This is a genomic window from Streptomyces humicola, assembly GCF_024436035.1.
In the GTDB taxonomy this organism is placed as follows: Bacteria; Actinomycetota; Actinomycetes; order Streptomycetales; family Streptomycetaceae; genus Streptantibioticus_B; species Streptantibioticus_B humicola.
The window spans coordinates 19,209-36,393 of record NZ_JANFNG010000003.1; the positions used below are offsets into that span (position 1 = coordinate 19,209).

A 17,185-nucleotide genomic window follows, 5' to 3' on the forward strand; every position below is an offset into this window, starting at 1 on the left:
GAGCTCTTCGATGACGAGTTCGCCGACCGCACTGCTCGACGTGCGCGACCTGCATGTCGCGTTCCGCACCCGGGAGGGCGTCGCCAAGGCCGTCAACGGCGTCAGCTACTCGGTGAACGCGGGCGAGACGCTTGCCGTGCTCGGCGAATCGGGATCCGGGAAGTCGGTCACCGCCCAGGCGATCACGGGCATCCTCGACACCCCGCCCGGTTTCATCAGCAAGGGGGAGATCCTCTTCAAGGGCACCGACCTGCTGCGGATGAGCGGGGGAGAGCGGCGCAAGGTGCGTGGCGCGCAGATGGCGATGATCTTCCAGGACGCGCTCTCCGCGCTCAACCCCGTGCTCAACGTCGGCGACCAGCTCGGCGAGATGTTCGTGGTGCACCGGGGGATGTCCCACAAGGACGCCAGGGCCAAGGCCGTCGAACTGATGGACAGGGTACGGATCCCCGCCGCACGTGAACGCGTCGGACAGTATCCGCACCAGTTCAGCGGCGGCATGCGGCAACGCATCATGATCGCGATGGCGATCGCCCTCGAACCCGAGCTGATCATCGCCGACGAGCCGACGACCGCGCTCGACGTCACCGTGCAGGCGCAGGTGATGGAGCTCCTCGCCGAGCTGCGCCGGGAGTTGGGGATGGGACTGATCCTGATCACGCACGATCTGGGGGTGGTCGCCGACGTCGCGGACAAGATCGCCGTGATGTACGCGGGCAGGATCGTCGAGACCGCGCCCGTCCACGAGATCTACCGCAGCCCAGCGCACCCCTACACCAAGGGGCTGTTGGAGTCGATCCCGCGCCTCGACCAGAAGGGGCGCCAACTGTACGCGATCAAAGGTCTCCCGCCCAGCCTGCTCCGCATTCCGCCCGGTTGTGCGTTCCACCCGCGATGCCCGCTGGCGCGGCAGGTGTGCCGTACCGACGAACCGCCGCTCTACGAGGTCGGGCCGGGCCGGCGGAGCGCCTGCCACTTCTGGAAGGAGTGCCTCGTTGAGCGAACCGATTCTTCAGGTGCGTGACCTCGTCAAGCACTTCCCGCTCACCCAGGGGATCCTGTTCAAGCGTCAGATCGGCGCGGTCAAGGCCGTCGACGGGGTGAGCTTCGACCTTCACAAGGGCGAGACCCTCGGCATCGTCGGAGAATCGGGGTGCGGCAAGTCGACCGTCGCCAGGCTGCTGATGAACCTGGAGCGCGCAACGTCGGGACAGGTGCTCTACAAGGGCCAGGACATCACCCGCCTGCGCGGGCGGGCACTGAAAGCCGTGCGCCGTAACATCCAGATGGTCTTCCAGGACCCCTACACCTCGCTCAACCCGCGGATGACCGTCGGCGACATTGTCGGGGAGCCGTTCGACATCCACCCGGAGGTGGCGCCCAGGGGCGACCGCCGGCGAAGGGTGCAGGAGCTGCTGGACGTCGTCGGGCTCAACCCCGAGTACATCAACCGCTATCCGCACCAGTTCTCCGGCGGGCAGCGGCAGCGCATCGGCATCGCCCGCGGCCTCGCGCTGCGTCCCGAGGTCATCGTCGCCGACGAGCCGGTCTCGGCGCTCGACGTTTCCATCCAGGCGCAGGTCATCAACCTCATGGCCCGCCTGCAGGACGAGTTCGACCTCTCCTACATCTTCATCGCGCACGACCTGTCGATCGTCCGGCACATCTCCGACCGGGTCGCGGTGATGTACCTCGGCAAGTTCATGGAGCTGGGCGACGAGGACCAGATCTACGAGCACTCCACCCACCCGTACACCCAAGCGTTGCTCTCCGCGGTCCCCGTTCCCGACCCGGCCGGGCGGGAGCAGCGGAAACGGATCATTCTGCACGGGGACGTGCCGTCGCCTGCGGCGCCTCCGTCCGGCTGCGTCTTCCGCACCCGCTGCTGGAAGGCGCAGGAGCGGTGCGCCCGCGAGGTGCCGCTGCTCGCCGTGCCGGAGGCGTTCCGCGGCACGCACGGGCCGGCGGCGCACCCGAGCGCGTGCCTGTTCGCCGAAGAACTCAAGGGGTAGCGGTCGTCGGGTCCTGCGGGTAGTGGCATGCGGTCAGGTGGCCTGTGTTGTTCCCTGCGATCTGCAGCAGTGGGGGTTCCTCGGTTGTGCACTTTTGCTGTGCTTTCCAGCAGCGGGTGCGGAAGCGGCAGCCGGTTGGGGGGTTGATGGGTGAGGGGACGTCGCCGGCGAGGCGGATGCGTTCTTGTTCGTCGTCGGGGTTGGCTTCGGGGGCTGCGGACAGGAGTGCGTGGGTGTAGGGGTGGCGTGGTGTTTCGTAGATGTCGGTGCGGTTGCCGATTTCCATGATTTTGCCGAGGTACATGACGGCGACGCGGTGGGAGAAGTGGCGGACGATGGCGAGGTCGTGGGCGATGAAGAGGAAGGCGATGCCGAGTTCGTGCTGGAGTTTTTGCAGGAGGTTGACGACTTGGGCTTGGATGGAGACGTCGAGTGCGGAGACGGGTTCGTCGGCGATGATGAGTTTGGGTTGCATGCCGAGTGCGCGGGCGATGCCGATGCGTTGGCGTTGGCCGCCGGAGAATTCGTGGGGGAAGCGGTTGTAGTGCTCGGGGTTGAGGCCGACGGTTTCGAGGAGTTCGCGTACGCGTTTCTCGTGGCCGCCGGGTGGTTGGATGTGGTTGATTTCCATGGGGCCGGTGATGATCGTTCCGACTGTTTGTCGTGGGTTGAGTGATGCGTAGGGGTCTTGGAAGATCATCTGGATTTGTGAGCGGATGGGTGCGAGGTGTTTGCGGTCGGTGTGGGTGATGTTGTGGCCCTGGTAGAGGATCTGTCCGGCGGTTGGTTCGAGTAGTCGGGTCACGAGTCGTCCGGTGGTTGATTTGCCGCAGCCGGACTCGCCGACGAGGCCGAGTGCCTCGCCTTCGTGGATGGTGAAGTCGACGCCGTCCACGGCCTGGACGGCGCCGACCTGCCGCTTGAACAGGAAGCCGTCCCGGAGCGGGAAGTGCTTGGTGAGTCCCTCGACCTCAAGCAGCGGACCGCCCTTGCGCTGCGACGGTAGTGCGGGCTTGGCCAGGCTCAGCTGTTCACTCATCGTCGTTCCCCTGATTCCTGATCCTGATCAGCTCCGGCCCAGCAGCGGCCGGATCTGCTCGGCGAAGATCGACTTCTGCTGCTCGGCCGGGAGGTGGCAGGCCGCGCCCCGGCCGCTGTCGAGCGTGAGCATCGGTCGCTCGTCCTGGCAGCGCGTGTCACCCACATATTCACGGAATTCGCAGCGGGGGTGGAAGGGGCAGCCGGTCGGGGGCTTGAGCAGGCTCGGCGGGGTGCCCGGGATCGGCCTCAGCGGCGCGTCGACGGGGGCCTTGCGTCGCGGGACTGAGCTGAGCAGTCCCCACGCGTAGGGGTGTCGGGGCGTGGTGAGGATGTCGCGTACTGTTCCGCGTTCCACGCAGCGGCCTGCGTACATCACCAGTACGTCGTCGCAGATACGGGCGACCACGCCCAGGTCGTGGGTGATGAAGATGATCGCGGTGCCGGTCTCCTGCTGCAGTTGCTTGAGCAGGTCGAGGATTTGTGCTTGGACGGTGACGTCGAGTGCGGTCGTCGGTTCGTCGGCGATCAGCAGTTGTGGGTCGCAGACGAGTGCGAGTGCGATCACGGCGCGTTGTCGCATGCCGCCGGAGAACTGGTGGGGGTAGTCGTCGACTCGCAGCTCGGGTTGGGGGATGCCGACCCGGCGCAACATCTCGACGGCTCGCTCCCGGGCCGCCTTCCTGCTTGCTCCGGTGTGCTTGCGGAACGGTTCGGCGATCTGGCGGCCCACGGTGTAGTACGGGGAGAGCGCCGAGAGGGAGTCCTGGAAGATCATCGCCATTGTGTTGCCGCGCAGCTTTTCCAGTGTGCGTTGGGGGGCTCCGGTCAGCTCGTGGCCGTTGAGGACGATCTCGCCGGTGATGGCGGTGTTCCGTGGATTGTGCAGGCCGAGTACGGCGAGGTTGGTGACGGATTTCCCGGAGCCCGACTCGCCGACGATGCCGAGCGTCCGGCCTCGTTCGACGTCGAAGGAGAGCCCGTCGACCGCCTTGACGATGCCGTCCTCGGTGGCGAACTGCACGGAGAGGTCATGCACAGAGAGGAAGGGCATGGTCACGAGAGCCTCACTCGTGGGTCGATGACGGCGTATGAGGCGTCGATCAGGACGTTGAACAGCACGATCGCGGCGGCGCTGAAGAGCATCACGCCCATCTCCAACGGCAGATCGGTCTGGGTGACCGCGGAGACCGCAAGCTGTCCGAGCCCGTGCAGCCCGAACGTCGATTCGGTGATGATCGCGCCGCCGAGGATCGAGCCGAGGTCGATGCCGAAAATGGTGACGATCGGACCCATCGCACCGCGCAGCGCGTAGCGGAAGAAGACGTAGGCCGCGCTCATGCCCTTGGCGCGGGCGGTGCGCACATGGTCCTCTGCGAGCTGCTCCACCATCAACGAGCGCGTCTGGCGGCTGTAGTTGGACCAGAAGATCACCGACATCACCAAGCACGGCAGGATCAGGCCGCTGATCGAACCGGCCGGGCCGTGGGACCAGTCCGGGTCGTGTCCGGGGTCGGTCCAGCCGAGGGTGTCGGCGAACAGATAGATGGCAAGCGGCCCGATGAAGTAGATCTGCACCGACTGGCCCATCAGCGACACCGAGCCGGCGATCTTGTCGATGGGCTTGCCCTGCCGCCATGCGGAGATCAGGCCGAGCCCGACGCCGATGGTGAGAAAGGCCGCCGCGCCCCCGATGGCGAGCGAGAGGGTGGTCGGATATCGGCTCTTGATGATCTCCCAGATCGGCATGTTGCCGGCGAAGGAGAGCCCGAAGCAGGGCGCCGGGCAGGTGCCGAGCGGCAGGTGACGGCCGAAGAGGATCCCGGCCATGTACTCCCCGTACTGGACCGGTACGGGCTGGTCGAGGCCCAGGTTCTTGTGGATGAGGGTGACATTCTGGGGGCTGCAGTTCTTGCCGCAGGAGAGCAGCGCCGGATCGCTCGGCAGGGTGAAGAAGAGCAGATAGGTGATGGCGCTGATCAGCAGCAGGATGACGACGGCGCCGAGCATCCGGCGGACGAGGAATCTCAGCATGGCCTCTACTTCACGTAGAGCGTGGTCGGATTGATGGTGCCGATGGCCGGGTTGTAGGTGACGCCGCCGAGTCCCGTCCCGTAGACCTGGAAGTACTTGTCGTACAGGTAGGGGATCTCCGGGGTGTCGTGGCGCAGGATGTACGCCGACAGCTGCTCCCACTGGGCGGCCTGCTGCGTCAGGTCCGTGACCGCGTCGATCCGGTCGATCTCGGAGTCCACGCGGCTGTCATGAAGATGTGAGTAGTCGGTGCTGTCGTCGCTCATCTGCCGGCCGTCCAGGGTGGGCGGGATGACGGTGGAGGCGTTGGGCCAGTCCGCGCCCCAGCCGCTGCGGTAGATGTCGTACGTGTTGGTGATCCTGCCGATCAGGCTGTAATAGGAGGTCGCGTCGATCGCCTTGGTCTGCAGGTCGATCCCGGCCCGGGCCATCGCCTTCTGCAGGATCACCGCGACATCCTGCCAGCGGCCGGTGTTGGCGTAGGCAAAGGTGAGCTTCAGGTGCGTCACGCCCGCCTGCCGCAGCAGATGCCTGGCCTTCGCCGGGTCGCCGGCGGGCTCGGCCAGCTTCCCGAACGGGTCGTCGGGCCTGAAGCCGGTGACCGTGGGACCGATCAGGTTGGTGGCCAGGTCGCCCTGCGCGGCGCCGCCGAGCGTGATCTGGATCTGCTTCATGGGAAAGGCGTACATGATCGCCTGCCGCACCCGTTCGTCCTTGACACGTGAGGTGTTGATGGTGAACACGTCGACGAACGGCTGGTACTGGCTGACGGTTCGTCCTCGGTACTCCGGCCCCGTCAGGATCGTCGGCGTCTGGGTCGGGTCGGCGCTCGACACCAGTGACACCGCGTTCCTGTCCTGCCCTGCGGAGGCCATCAACCGCTGCGTCAGTCCTGGCTGAGGGATACCCAGTTGGATGTTCCACTCGTCCGGATAGGCGTTGCGGATCGGGTCGGTCCTGGGATCCCAGGAGGCGTTGCGGGTGAGGATCATCTCCTTGCCCGGCTGATAGCTCTTGATCTTGTACGGTCCGTCCGAGAACGGTTTCTGGTCATACCCCGTCCTCGTGTCCTTCGACGGGAGGACGGGCGAGGCCGCGGGAAGGGCCATCGCATAGGGGGCGTCCGCGTGCGGGGCCCGGAAGTGGAAGACGACGGTGCGGCTGTCCGGCGCGGCGACCAACGAGTCCGGGAGCGACCTGCCGCCGTACGGGCCCGGGTAGGCGCGGCGGTAGTCGGTGCCGGAGAGCCAGGTCTGGAGGTACTCGGGGCCCGCGGTCTCGAAGCTCGCGTAGAGCCGCTCGACGCCGTACTTGACCTGACTACTGGTGATCGGCTCGCCGTCCTGCCACCTCAGGCCTGACTTGAGGTGGTACGTCCAGGTCCTGCCACCGTCCGACGACTCACCCGTATCGGTGGCGAGGTCGCCCACGAGCACGGTCCGGCCCGTTCGCGGGTCGATCTTGTAGTCGGTGAGCGTGCGGACGAAGAGGGAGCCGATGGCCTGCTCGCGGTTGACATACACCTGAGCCGGGTCGAGATGGTTGAGCCCTGTCTCCTCAAGGTCGACGACCACCCCGCCGCGCCGTGCGCCCGGCACGGCGGGGGCCGGGCCGGCCGAATCGGCCGCCGCGCCGAGCCTCACGGTCTGCACCGAGGCGGTGGCGCCGCCCGCGCCCGTGCCCAGGCCGCCGCCGGGCGGGCTGCATGCGCCCAGTGCGCCCATCGCGCTGATGACGAGGACGCCCGCCGCCGTCGCCGCGAGACGGCGCACCGGATGCGGCCTCACCGGATGCGGCCTCACCGGACGGTCCTCGGGTCGAGCGCGTCGCGGACGGCATCGCCCAACAGGTTGAATGCGACGACGAAGACGACCATCGCGATGCCGGGGAAGAACATGTATGTGATGTCGGAGCGGTAGTACTGCGCGGCGTCCTGGAACATCAGCCCCCAGTCGGGGGTGGGTTTCTGCATGCCGACGCCGAGGAAGGACAGGCCCGCCTCCGCGGTGACGTTCAATGGGAGCAGCAGCGTCGCCTGCACCAGGACGGTGCTCCACACGTTCGGCAGCAGCTCCCTGCGGATGATCCGCCCGGGCGAGGCGCCCGAAAGATGCGCCGCCTCGACGTACTCGCGCGTCCGCAGCGACAGCACCTGCGCCCTGACCAGCCGACCGAGGCTCATCCAGCCCAACGCGAACTGCACCAGGACCAGCGCGGTGAACCGGATCCAGGTCGGCTCCTGGTCGCTGGGGCTGACGAACATCGCGATGATGACGGGCGTGAACGCGATGAAGAACAACTGGCTCGGAAACGCCATCATCAGGTCGGAGAAACGCCCGACGACGTAGTCCGTGCCGCCGCCCAGATACCCCTGGACCAGACCGACGCAGACGCCGAGCGCCACGGAGAGCAGCGTTACGCACAGGGAGATCCCGAGCGAGGTGCGGATGCCGTACACCAGCAGCGCGAAGATGTCGCGTCCCAGGCCCGGCTCGATGCCGAACCAGTGGTCTGCGTCGATGCCCCCGTTGGCCTTGACCGGCAGTCCGTAGGAGTTGAGCAGGTTGTCGTCCTGCCCGTAGAGCGTGTACGCGTTCTTGCCGTACAACCAGGTGATCACCGGAGCGAATACCGCGACCAGGATGAAGAACGCGACGATCACCGCACAGACGATGCCGGTCCTGTCCCGCTTGAAGCGCAGCCAGGCCAGCTGCCGCGGCGAGCGCCCGACGATCTCCGCGGCCACGGTGGCGTCTGCACCGCCGGTGCTCCGTGAGGGCTCCGGGTACGTCGTGGCTTGGGTGGGGCTGGACATCGTGACGCCCACTGTCGCGGCGAAGCCCCGGTCAAGTCCAAGAGGCGCACGGAGGAAGCGGGGCAAAAGGCCCGGAAGCCCCATCATGTCGTTTACGAACCGGCAACGTGATGCACTCGCCACCGACATGCGAACGCCGCAGGCTGAACTGCGTGCGGCCAGTGCGGGTGCCGTAGAACGGCCGGGGAGCGCAGATGCGCACTCCGGCCGTTCGTGTTGCGGGTGTCCCGGCCTACTGCTCCTCGGCGGAGCCCTCAGCGGACTCCTCGGCCGACTCCTCGGCCGACTCCTGGGCGTTCTGCTCCAGCGCCGCGAGCGCCGGGTCGAGGACGACATCCTCGTCGCGCGCCGCGGTCGTCGGGTCCTGCGGGTAGTGGCATGCGGTCAGGTGGCCTGTGTTGTTCCCTGCGATCTGCAGCAGTGGGGGTTCCTCGGTTGTGCACTTTTGCTGTGCTTTCCAGCAGCGGGTGCGGAAGCGGCAGCCGGTTGGGGGGTTGATGGGTGAGGGGACGTCGCCGGCGAGGCGGATGCGTTCTTGTTCGTCGTCGGGGTTGGCTTCGGGGGCTGCGGACAGGAGTGCGTGGGTGTAGGGGTGGCGTGGTGTTTCGTAGATGTCGGTGCGGTTGCCGATTTCCATGATTTTGCCGAGGTACATGACGGCGACGCGGTGGGAGAAGTGGCGGACGATGGCGAGGTCGTGGGCGATGAAGAGGAAGGCGATGCCGAGTTCGTGCTGGAGTTTTTGCAGGAGGTTGACGACTTGGGCTTGGATGGAGACGTCGAGTGCGGAGACGGGTTCGTCGGCGATGATGAGTTTGGGTTGCATGCCGAGTGCGCGGGCGATGCCGATGCGTTGGCGTTGGCCGCCGGAGAATTCGTGGGGGAAGCGGTTGTAGTGCTCGGGGTTGAGGCCGACGGTTTCGAGGAGTTCGCGTACGCGTTTCTCGTGGCCGCCGGGTGGTTGGATGTGGTTGATTTCCATGGGGCCGGTGATGATCGTTCCGACTGTTTGTCGTGGGTTGAGTGATGCGTAGGGGTCTTGGAAGATCATCTGGATTTGTGAGCGGATGGGTGCGAGGTGTTTGCGGTCGGTGTGGGTGATGTTGTGGCCCTGGTAGAGGATCTGTCCGGCGGTTGGTTCGAGTAGTCGGGTCACGAGTCGTCCGGTGGTTGATTTGCCGCAGCCGGACTCGCCGACGAGGCCGAGTGCCTCGCCTTCGTGGATGGTGAAGTCGACGCCGTCCACGGCCTGGACGGCGCCGACCTGCCGCTTGAACAGGAAGCCGTCCCGGAGCGGGAAGTGCTTGGTGAGTCCCTCGACCTCAAGCAGCGGACCGCCCTTGCGCTGCGACGGTAGTGCGGGCTTGGCCAGGCTCAGCTGTTCACTCATCGTCGTTCCCCTGATTCCTGATCCTGATCAGCTCCGGCCCAGCAGCGGCCGGATCTGCTCGGCGAAGATCGACTTCTGCTGCTCGGCCGGGAGGTGGCAGGCCGCGCCCCGGCCGCTGTCGAGCGTGAGCATCGGTCGCTCGTCCTGGCAGCGCGTGTCACCCACATATTCACGGAATTCGCAGCGGGGGTGGAAGGGGCAGCCGGTCGGGGGCTTGAGCAGGCTCGGCGGGGTGCCCGGGATCGGCCTCAGCGGCGCGTCGACGGGGGCCTTGCGTCGCGGGACTGAGCTGAGCAGTCCCCACGCGTAGGGGTGTCGGGGCGTGGTGAGGATGTCGCGTACTGTTCCGCGTTCCACGCAGCGGCCTGCGTACATCACCAGTACGTCGTCGCAGATACGGGCGACCACGCCCAGGTCGTGGGTGATGAAGATGATCGCGGTGCCGGTCTCCTGCTGCAGTTGCTTGAGCAGGTCGAGGATTTGTGCTTGGACGGTGACGTCGAGTGCGGTCGTCGGTTCGTCGGCGATCAGCAGTTGTGGGTCGCAGACGAGTGCGAGTGCGATCATGGCGCGTTGTCGCATGCCGCCGGAGAACTGGTGGGGGTAGTCGTCGACTCGCAGCTCGGGTTGGGGGATGCCGACCCGGCGCAACATCTCGACGGCTCGCTCCCGGGCCGCCTTCCTGCTTGCTCCGGTGTGCTTGCGGAACGGTTCGGCGATCTGGCGGCCCACGGTGTAGTACGGGGAGAGCGCCGAGAGGGAGTCCTGGAAGATCATCGCCATTGTGTTGCCGCGCAGCTTTTCCAGTGTGCGTTGGGGGGCTCCGGTCAGCTCGTGGCCGTTGAGGACGATCTCGCCGGTGATGGCGGTGTTCCGTGGATTGTGCAGGCCGAGTACGGCGAGGTTGGTGACGGATTTCCCGGAGCCCGACTCGCCGACGATGCCGAGCGTCCGGCCCCGTTCGACGTCGAAGGAGAGCCCGTCGACCGCCTTGACGATGCCGTCCTCGGTGGCGAACTGCACGGAGAGGTCACGCACAGAGAGGAACGGTGCCCCATCGCGGCGACCGGATGGCTGCTCCGGCTTGGTGAGCGTGGTCACGTGAGGGGCCTCCTCTGGTGCGTTGCGCGCGCCGCTCATGAGAGCCGGATCCGCGGGTCGATGACGGCGTAGCAGGCGTCGACGATGATGTTGGCGATCACGATCGCGGCCGCGCCGAACAGCATGACGCCCATCTCCAACGGCAGATCGGTCTGGGTGACTGCGGAGACCGCGAGTTGGCCGAGTCCATGGAGACCGAAGGTGTACTCGGTGATGATCGCGCCGCCGAAGACCGAGCTGAGGTCCATGCCGAAGATGGTGATGATGGGCCCCATGGCGCCACGCAGCGCGTAGCGCATGAAGACATAGCGGGACGTCATGCCTTTCGCCCGGGCGGTCCGTACGTGATCTTCGGAGAGTTGCTCGACCATCAATGAACGTGTCTGCCGACTGTAGTTGGACCAGAAGATCACCGACATCACCATGGCCGGAAGAATCATTCCCGTGATCGAACCGACCGGGTCGTGGGTCCAGTCCGGGTCGTGTCCTCGGCTGAGCCAGCCGAGGGTGTCGGCGAACAAATAGATCGCGAGAGGGCCGATGAAGTAGATCTGTACCGACTGCCCGGTCAGCGAGACCGCGCTGGCGATCTTGTCGAACGCCGTGCCCTGGCGAGCCGCCGAGATCAGGCCGAGGCCCACACCGATAACAAGGAAAATCAATGCGCCCATCGCAGCGAGGGTCACGGTGGTCGGGTAGCGGTTCATGAGCGTCGACCAAACGGGCTGCTGGCTGGCGAACGAATATCCGAAACACGGGGCCGAGCAGTGGCCGATCGTCATATTCCGGCCCAAGAAGATCCCGATCATGTACTGCCAGTACTGCACTGGGACCGGCTCGTCGAGGCCGAGGTTCTTGCGGATGAGGGCAAGGGTCTGCGGATTGCAGTTCTTGCCGCACGAGAGGGCGGCCGGATCGGCCGGGAGGGCGAAGAAGAGGAAGTAGGTGACGGCGCTGATCAGCAGCAGAATGACGATGGCACCGAGCACCCGGCGTACGAGGAAACGCAGCATGGGGCGGGCTCTTCCCTAGGAGCGAGGACAGGACCGCAGATCCGGCCGGAGGCCGGTCCCGCCCGGTTGGGCGGGGCCGGCTGGACGTGCCGGATTCGGCGCCAGGACTTACTTGACGTAGACCGTGCCCGGGTTGATCGTGCCGATCACCTGGTTATAGGTGACACCGCCGAGACCGTCACCGTAGACCTGGTAGAACTTGTCGTACAGGAACGGGATCTGCGTGGTGTCGTGGGTCAGGATGTACTCTGACAGCTTCTCCCACTGGGCGTCCGCCTGGTTGACGTCCGTGATCTTGTTGATCGCGTCAATCTGTGAGTTCACGTACGGGTCGTTCAGGTGGGAGTAGTTGGGGCTTCCGTCGCCGATGGTACGGCCGTCGAAGGACGGCGGGATAACCGTGGAGCCCACCGGCCAGTCGGCGCCCCAGCCCGTGCGGTACATCGCGTACTGATTGTTCGCCTTGCCGACCAGCGTGTAGTACGAGGTCGGGTCGAGCGGAATGCGCTGGACGTTGATGCCGGCGTTGGCCAGCGCCTTCTGGATGATCAGCGAGACCTCCTGCCAGCGCGGGGTGTTGGCGTAGGCGAAGGAGAGAGTCAGGTTGTGTACGCCCGCCTGCTGGAGCAACTGCTTGGCCTTGGCAGGGTCTCCCTGTGGCTGCTTGAGCTTGTTGTACGGGTCGAAGGGCTTGAAGCCGCCGATGGTGGGGCTGAGGAGGTTGGTGCCCAGGTCGCCTTGTGCCGCGCCGCCCATGGCCTGCTGGATGCCGGTGAGCGGGAGCGCGTAGGCGATGGCCTGGCGTACCCGCTCGTCCTTGATCACGTTGGCATTGAGGTTGATGACCTCGACGTATGGCTGGTAGGCGCTCACAGTACGCGACGGGTATTGCGAACCGCTGACCAGAGTGGACATCTGCGACGCGTCTGCTGGCTGAGAGAGTGCCAGGGCGTCCTTGTCGGTGCCGGACTCCGCCATCAGGCGCTGCGTCAGGCCCGGGTTGGCGATGCCGAGCTGAAGGTTCCATTCATCCGGGTACGCGTTGCGGATCGGATCCGTCTTGGGGTCCCAGTACTTGTTCCGGGTGAGGACCAGCTGCTTGCCGGGCTGATAGCTCTGGATCTGGTACGGGCCGGACGACACCGGGTGGTTGTTGTAGCTCTGCTTGTCGTCCTTGGACGCGGGGATCGGCGAGACGTTCGGCATCGCCATCGCGTACGGGGCGTCCGCGTGCGGCGCCTGGAAGTGGAAGATGATGGTCTTGGAGTCCGGCGTGGCGATGGCGGAGTCGGGCAGGGACTTGCCACCGTACGGACCGGAGTAGACGTTGCGGTAGTTCACACCGTCGAGCCACGTGGGGATGTAGGTCGGACCCTGGGTCTCGAAGTTGGCGTACAGCCGCTCGATGCCGTACTTGATGTCCTGCGAGGTGATGGGCGTGCCGTCCTGGAACTTCAGGTTGTCCTTGAGGTGGTACGTCCAGGTCTTGTCGCCGGCCGACGGTTCACCCGTGTCGGTGGCGAGGTCGCCGACGAGGATGGTCTTGCCTGTTTTCGGGTCGATCTTGTAGCCCGTGAGTGAACGGTTGTAGAGCTGGGCGATGGCAAGTTCGTTGCTGACGTAGACCTGCCCCGGGTCGAGATAGTCGATGCCGGTCGGCTCCAGATCGGTGACCGTCCCGCCGGTCTTCGCACCAGAGACGGGCGTGGCCGGGCCTTGGGAGTCGGCTGCGGTGCCGAGCCCGAAGTTCTGGACTGTGGCCGTCGGTCCGTTGCCGCTGGTTCCACTGCCGCCACCGCCGCCGGCGCTGCACGCACTAAGGGCCAGTGCCCCCACCGCCAGAATCGCGGCGTAATGAGCCTTACGCGTTCTCATGATTCCCGCCTGTCACTGGACTGCCTTTGGATGCCGACCTACCGGGGACCCGGACGGACGACGTGGACACACTCAACGAATGGTCTTGGGATCGAGAGCGTCCCGGACCGAATCCCCAAGCAGGTTGAACGCGACAACGAAGATGAGCATCGCGATGCCGGGGAAGAACATGTAGGTGATGTCGGACTGGTAGTACTCGGCTGCCTTCTGGAACATCAGGCCCCAGTCAGGCGTCGGGTCCTGCATTCCAACGCCGAGGTACGACAGCCCTGCCTCGGTCGTGACGTTCACAGGGAGCAGCAAGGTGGTCTGTACGAGGATGGTGCTGCCGATGTTCGGGAGCAGTTCCTTGGAGACGATCCGCCATGTGGATGCACCGGTGAGCTGGGCAGCCTCGACGAACTCGCGTTCGCGGAGCGAGAGCACCTGAGACCTGACCAGTCGGCTCACCGACATCCACCCGAGGAAGAACTGTACGAGCACCAGGGCGAAGAAGCGGATGTACGTCGGCTCCTGCTCGGTGGGCTTGACGAACAGCGCGATCACCACGGGCGTGAAGGCGATGAAGAACAACTGCTGGGGAAAGGACATCATCAAGTCGGTGAGCCGGCCCAGGAAGTAGTCCGTCTTGCGGCCGACGTAGCCCTGGATGAGGCCCACGAGTACGCCGAGTGCGACCGACAGGATCGTCACGCAGAGGGAGATCCCCAGGGAGGTGCGGATGCCGTACATCAACAAGGCGAAGATGTCGCGCCCCAGACCCGGCTCGATGCCGAACCAATGATTCGAATCAATACCGCCGTTGGGCTTGATGGGCATGCCGTACGAGTTGAGCAGGTTGTCGTTCTGCCCGTAGAGCGTGTAGGGATTCTTGCCGTACAGCGCGCAGATCAAGGGAGCGAAGATCGCGATGAGGATGAACGCTCCGACGATGCCCGCACAGATGACGCCGGTCCTATCCCGCTTGAAGCGGAGCCAGGCCAACTGCCGCGGGGAGCGCCCGATGATTTCCAACGGCACAGCGGCGGTGTCAGCCGACGGGCCCTCAGGGATTTGATCATTCCCTGCAGTTGCCTGGGTGGAACTCGACATGGTGGCTCCATCCCCGCGCACGGCGGATCGGTGCAGCCTCTGTATTGCCTTGGTTTGACGGGACTTTCGCAATGGACTCATCGTTGAGTCAAGAGGCTGGCGAGGGTGGATGTGAAGTCCGTCACCTTCTTAGGCAGAAGTTTTGCAAATTGCTATGCCGTCGTGCTTGACGTGCCCCGATGGAGGGGGCGAATTCCCATAACCTGGAATCCGTTGGGTTTACAGTGCAGCAACTTCTGTGTCGCACCGCCGACATACGAACATGTTGTGCCCAACAGCGTGTGGCCGGGCCGGTGGGGGTGCTGTAGAACGGCCGACGCGCTCTTGCCCACCTTTGCCAATTGCTTGTCTTCGGTTGATAGATCCGCACAGCCGACTTTCGGCCTACACAGAGGCAGGCACGCCATCGGCCGGGGTGCACACATGTGCACCCCGGCCGATGGCTCTGCTACCGCGCAGGCGGGCTCTCAGTCCTTGTCGGTCGCCTTCTCCGACTTCTCCGGGGTGGCTGCCTTGTCCGCCTCGCCCGTCGAGGACTCGGCCGCAGCTCCGCTGCCCGCAGATTCCTCCAGCGCGGCGAGCGCCGGGTCCAGGACAACGTCCTCATCGCGCGACGTGATCGACGGCTCCTCCGGGAAGTGGCACGCCGTCAGGTGACCCGCGCTGTTCCCCGAGATCTGCACCAGCGGCGGCTCCTCCGTTGCGCACTTCTCCTGCGCCTTCCAGCACCGGGTGCGGAAGCGGCAGCCGGACGGCGGGTTGATCGGCGACGGCACGTCGCCGGCGAGTCGGATCCGCTCGCGGTCGCCGCCGTCCGGGTCGGCCTCGGGCACGGCGGAGAGCAGCGCGTGGGTGTACGGGTGGCGCGGGCGCGCGTAGATGTCCTCGCGGTTGCCGACCTCGACGATCTTGCCGAGGTACATCACCGCGACGCGCTGAGAGAAGTGGCGCACGACGGCCAGGTCGTGGGCGATAAACAGGAACGCGATGCCCATCTCCTCCTGCAGAGACTGCAGCAGGTTCACCACCTGGGCCTGGATGGAGACGTCCAGCGCCGAGACCGGCTCGTCGGCGACGATCAGCTTCGGCTTCAGCGCCAGGGCGCGGGCGATGCCGATGCGCTGCCGCTGGCCGCCGGAGAACTCGTTGGGGTAGCGGTTGTAGTGCTCCGGGTTGAGACCGACGATTTCCAGCAGTTCCTGGGCGCGCTTCTTGTGCCCCTGCTCCGGGTTGATGCCGTTGAGCCGCATCGGCGTCTCGATGATCGTGCCAACCGTGTGTCGCGGGTTGAGCGACGAGTACGGGTCCTGGAAGATCATCTGCAGCTGCTGCCGGGCCGTGCGCATCTTGGTGACCGGCTTGTGGGTGATGTCCTCGCCGTCGAACCGGATGGAGCCGGCGGTCGGCTCCAGCAGCCTCGTCACCAGACGCCCGGTCGTCGACTTGCCGCAGCCGGACTCGCCGACGAGGCCGAGCGACTCGCCCGGTTTCACGGCGAAGTCGATGCCGTCGACTGCCCGGACCGCGCCGATCTGCCGCTGGAAGAGGATGCCCTGACGGATCGGGAAGTGCATCTGGAGGCCATTGACCTCCAGCAGGTTCTCCCCGCCGCCGGACTGCGCGGCGGATGCCGGCTTCTGCTCGGGAATGGACTCGGTGGTGCTCACGCCATGCTCCTGTTCGTCCGCCGTCGTCACTTCGCGAGCCGGTCGGTCTTGTCGCGGGTGCCGCGGATCTCGGCCTTCTCCTCATCCGCGAGGTGGCAGGCCGCGATGTGCTTCTCATTGCCCGCCATGGGCCGCAGTTCGGGACGCTCCGTGGTGCAGCGCCCGTCGGGGACGCGGTCCTTGAAGGCGCACCGCGGGTTGAAGGCGCAGCCGCTTGGCAGATTGATCAGGCTTGGCGGGGTGCCCTTGATGGGGTTGAGCTTCGCGTGGACGTCCCCAGTGAGGCTGGGCATCGACTGGAGCAGACCCCAGGTGTAGGGGTGCTCGGGATGCTTGAGGACCTCCCGGGCCGATCCGTACTCGATGCGACGGCCCCCGTACATCACAAGGATGTCGTCAGCAACCTGCGAGACGACGCCCAGGTCGTGGGTGATGATGATGACCGCGGAGCCGTACTCCTCCTGCAGGTCGGCGATGAGGTCGAGGATCTGCGCCTGGACGGTCACGTCGAGAGCGGTCGTCGGTTCGTCCGCGATGAGCAGCTCGGGGTTGCACACCAGTGACATGGCGATCATGGCGCGTTGCCGCATACCGCCCGAGAACTGGTGCGGGTAGTCGCTGACCCGGCGATCGGGCTGCGGGATGCCCACCCTCTTGAGCATCTCGACGGCGCGCTCCTTGGCCTCCTTCTTGGAGACCTTGTGGTGCACCATGTAGGCCTCGGCGATCTGGTTGCCGACCGTGTAAAAGGGGTGCAGAGCGGAGAGTGGGTCCTGGAAGATCATGGAGACCTTCTCGCCGCGCAGCGCGCGCATCTCGGCCTCCGAGAGTCCGACCAGCTCGTTGCCGTCGAGCCAGACCTCCCCGGAGACCTGGGCACGCGTTCCCTTGTGCAGGCCGAGCAGGGCGAGGCTGGTGACGGACTTGCCGGAGCCGGACTCGCCGACGATACCGAGCGTCTTGCCCTTCTCCAAGGCGAAGGAGACACCGTCTACTGACTTGACGAGGCCGTCCTCGGTGGGGAAGTGCACGCGCAAGTCCCGGACGTCGAGGAAGGTGGAGGGGACGGTGCCGTCCGCGGTCTGCGGCGAGAGTTCGATGGCCACTGGGTACTTCCTTGGTTTCCGGCCAGGGGCCCGGGGGTTTTC

General features: G+C 65.8%; 14 protein-coding genes. 2 read left to right on the forward strand and 12 right to left on the reverse strand.

The features are described 5' to 3' along the window. Positions 1-10 precede the first annotated feature (10 nt). Both NGB36_RS06110 and NGB36_RS06115 read left to right on the forward strand, forming a co-directional pair. Entirely contained in the window at positions 11-1,024 is a 1,014-nt protein-coding gene (locus NGB36_RS06110; RefSeq protein WP_255919053.1) for an ABC transporter ATP-binding protein, read from the forward strand. Next, complete coding sequence (locus NGB36_RS06115) at positions 996-2,012, forward strand: ABC transporter ATP-binding protein (protein ID WP_255919054.1); 1,017 nt, start codon at positions 996-998, stop codon at positions 2,010-2,012. The genes NGB36_RS06110 and NGB36_RS06115 overlap by 29 nt, the downstream gene beginning before the upstream one ends. Here NGB36_RS06115 and NGB36_RS06120 read toward each other — a convergent pair. The 12 genes from NGB36_RS06120 to NGB36_RS06175 all read right to left on the reverse strand — a co-directional run bounded on the left by NGB36_RS06120 (position 2,002) and on the right by NGB36_RS06175 (position 17,143). Continuing rightward, the gene (locus NGB36_RS06120) at positions 2,002-3,051 is read right to left on the reverse strand and encodes an ABC transporter ATP-binding protein (protein WP_255919055.1); all 1,050 of its coding nucleotides are present in this window, start codon (positions 3,049-3,051) and stop codon (positions 2,002-2,004) included. The genes NGB36_RS06115 and NGB36_RS06120 overlap by 11 nt on opposite strands. 27 nt (positions 3,052-3,078) lie before the next feature. Further along, positions 3,079-4,104 (reverse strand): ABC transporter ATP-binding protein, encoded by a 1,026-nt coding sequence (locus tag NGB36_RS06125; protein WP_269469882.1) that lies wholly within the window; start codon positions 4,102-4,104, stop codon positions 3,079-3,081. Between the two features lie 2 nt (positions 4,105-4,106). After that, entirely contained in the window at positions 4,107-5,084 is a 978-nt protein-coding gene (locus tag NGB36_RS06130; protein ID WP_255919058.1) for an ABC transporter permease, read from the reverse strand. 5 nt (positions 5,085-5,089) lie between these two features. Next, entirely contained in the window at positions 5,090-6,886 is a 1,797-nt protein-coding gene (locus NGB36_RS06135; protein ID WP_255919059.1) for an ABC transporter substrate-binding protein, read from the reverse strand. Continuing rightward, the gene (locus NGB36_RS06140; protein ID WP_255919061.1) at positions 6,883-7,899 is read right to left on the reverse strand and encodes an ABC transporter permease; all 1,017 of its coding nucleotides are present in this window, start codon (positions 7,897-7,899) and stop codon (positions 6,883-6,885) included. The genes NGB36_RS06135 and NGB36_RS06140 overlap by 4 nt, the downstream gene beginning before the upstream one ends. A gap of 232 nt (positions 7,900-8,131) precedes the next feature. Beyond that, positions 8,132-9,289 carry an ABC transporter ATP-binding protein gene (locus NGB36_RS06145; RefSeq protein ID WP_255919062.1) on the reverse strand — a complete coding sequence of 386 codons (1,158 nt, stop codon included), beginning with the start codon at positions 9,287-9,289 and terminating at the stop codon, positions 8,132-8,134. A gap of 27 nt (positions 9,290-9,316) precedes the next feature. Then, complete coding sequence (locus tag NGB36_RS06150) at positions 9,317-10,390, reverse strand: ABC transporter ATP-binding protein (protein WP_255919063.1); 1,074 nt, start codon at positions 10,388-10,390, stop codon at positions 9,317-9,319. Positions 10,391-10,425: 35 nt separating this feature from the next. Beyond that, positions 10,426-11,403 carry an ABC transporter permease gene (locus NGB36_RS06155; protein WP_255919064.1) on the reverse strand — a complete coding sequence of 326 codons (978 nt, stop codon included), beginning with the start codon at positions 11,401-11,403 and terminating at the stop codon, positions 10,426-10,428. Between the two features lie 108 nt (positions 11,404-11,511). Beyond that, positions 11,512-13,278, reverse strand: a complete 1,767-nt coding sequence (locus NGB36_RS06160) for an ABC transporter substrate-binding protein (RefSeq protein ID WP_255919065.1) — start codon at positions 13,276-13,278, stop codon at positions 11,512-11,514. Between the two features lie 72 nt (positions 13,279-13,350). After that, positions 13,351-14,370, reverse strand: coding sequence for an ABC transporter permease (locus NGB36_RS06165; RefSeq protein WP_255919066.1), 1,020 nt, complete (start codon positions 14,368-14,370; stop codon positions 13,351-13,353). Positions 14,371-14,837: 467 nt separating this feature from the next. After that, positions 14,838-16,037: an ABC transporter ATP-binding protein gene (locus tag NGB36_RS06170; RefSeq protein ID WP_255919067.1), complete on the reverse strand. Its 1,200-nt coding sequence runs from the start codon at positions 16,035-16,037 to the stop codon at positions 14,838-14,840. Between the two features lie 26 nt (positions 16,038-16,063). Next, positions 16,064-17,143 (reverse strand): ABC transporter ATP-binding protein, encoded by a 1,080-nt coding sequence (locus NGB36_RS06175; protein WP_255919068.1) that lies wholly within the window; start codon positions 17,141-17,143, stop codon positions 16,064-16,066. Positions 17,144-17,185: the final 42 nt, after the last annotated feature.

Bases quoted from the DNA above. Each gene is read 5' to 3' on its own strand.
- NGB36_RS06110 (WP_255919053.1), top strand. From the start codon at position 11: ATGACGAGTTCGCCGACCGCACTGCTCGACGTGCGCGACCTGCATGTC.
- NGB36_RS06120 (WP_255919055.1), bottom strand. From the start codon at position 3,051: ATGAGTGAACAGCTGAGCCTGGCCAAGCCCGCACTACCGTCGCAGCGC.
- NGB36_RS06125 (WP_269469882.1), bottom strand. From the start codon at position 4,104: ATGCCCTTCCTCTCTGTGCATGACCTCTCCGTGCAGTTCGCCACCGAG.
- NGB36_RS06130 (WP_255919058.1), bottom strand. From the start codon at position 5,084: ATGCTGAGATTCCTCGTCCGCCGGATGCTCGGCGCCGTCGTCATCCTG.
- NGB36_RS06140 (WP_255919061.1), bottom strand. From the start codon at position 7,899: ATGTCCAGCCCCACCCAAGCCACGACGTACCCGGAGCCCTCACGGAGC.
- NGB36_RS06145 (WP_255919062.1), bottom strand. From the start codon at position 9,289: ATGAGTGAACAGCTGAGCCTGGCCAAGCCCGCACTACCGTCGCAGCGC.
- NGB36_RS06155 (WP_255919064.1), bottom strand. From the start codon at position 11,403: ATGCTGCGTTTCCTCGTACGCCGGGTGCTCGGTGCCATCGTCATTCTG.
- NGB36_RS06160 (WP_255919065.1), bottom strand. From the start codon at position 13,278: ATGAGAACGCGTAAGGCTCATTACGCCGCGATTCTGGCGGTGGGGGCA.
- NGB36_RS06165 (WP_255919066.1), bottom strand. From the start codon at position 14,370: ATGTCGAGTTCCACCCAGGCAACTGCAGGGAATGATCAAATCCCTGAG.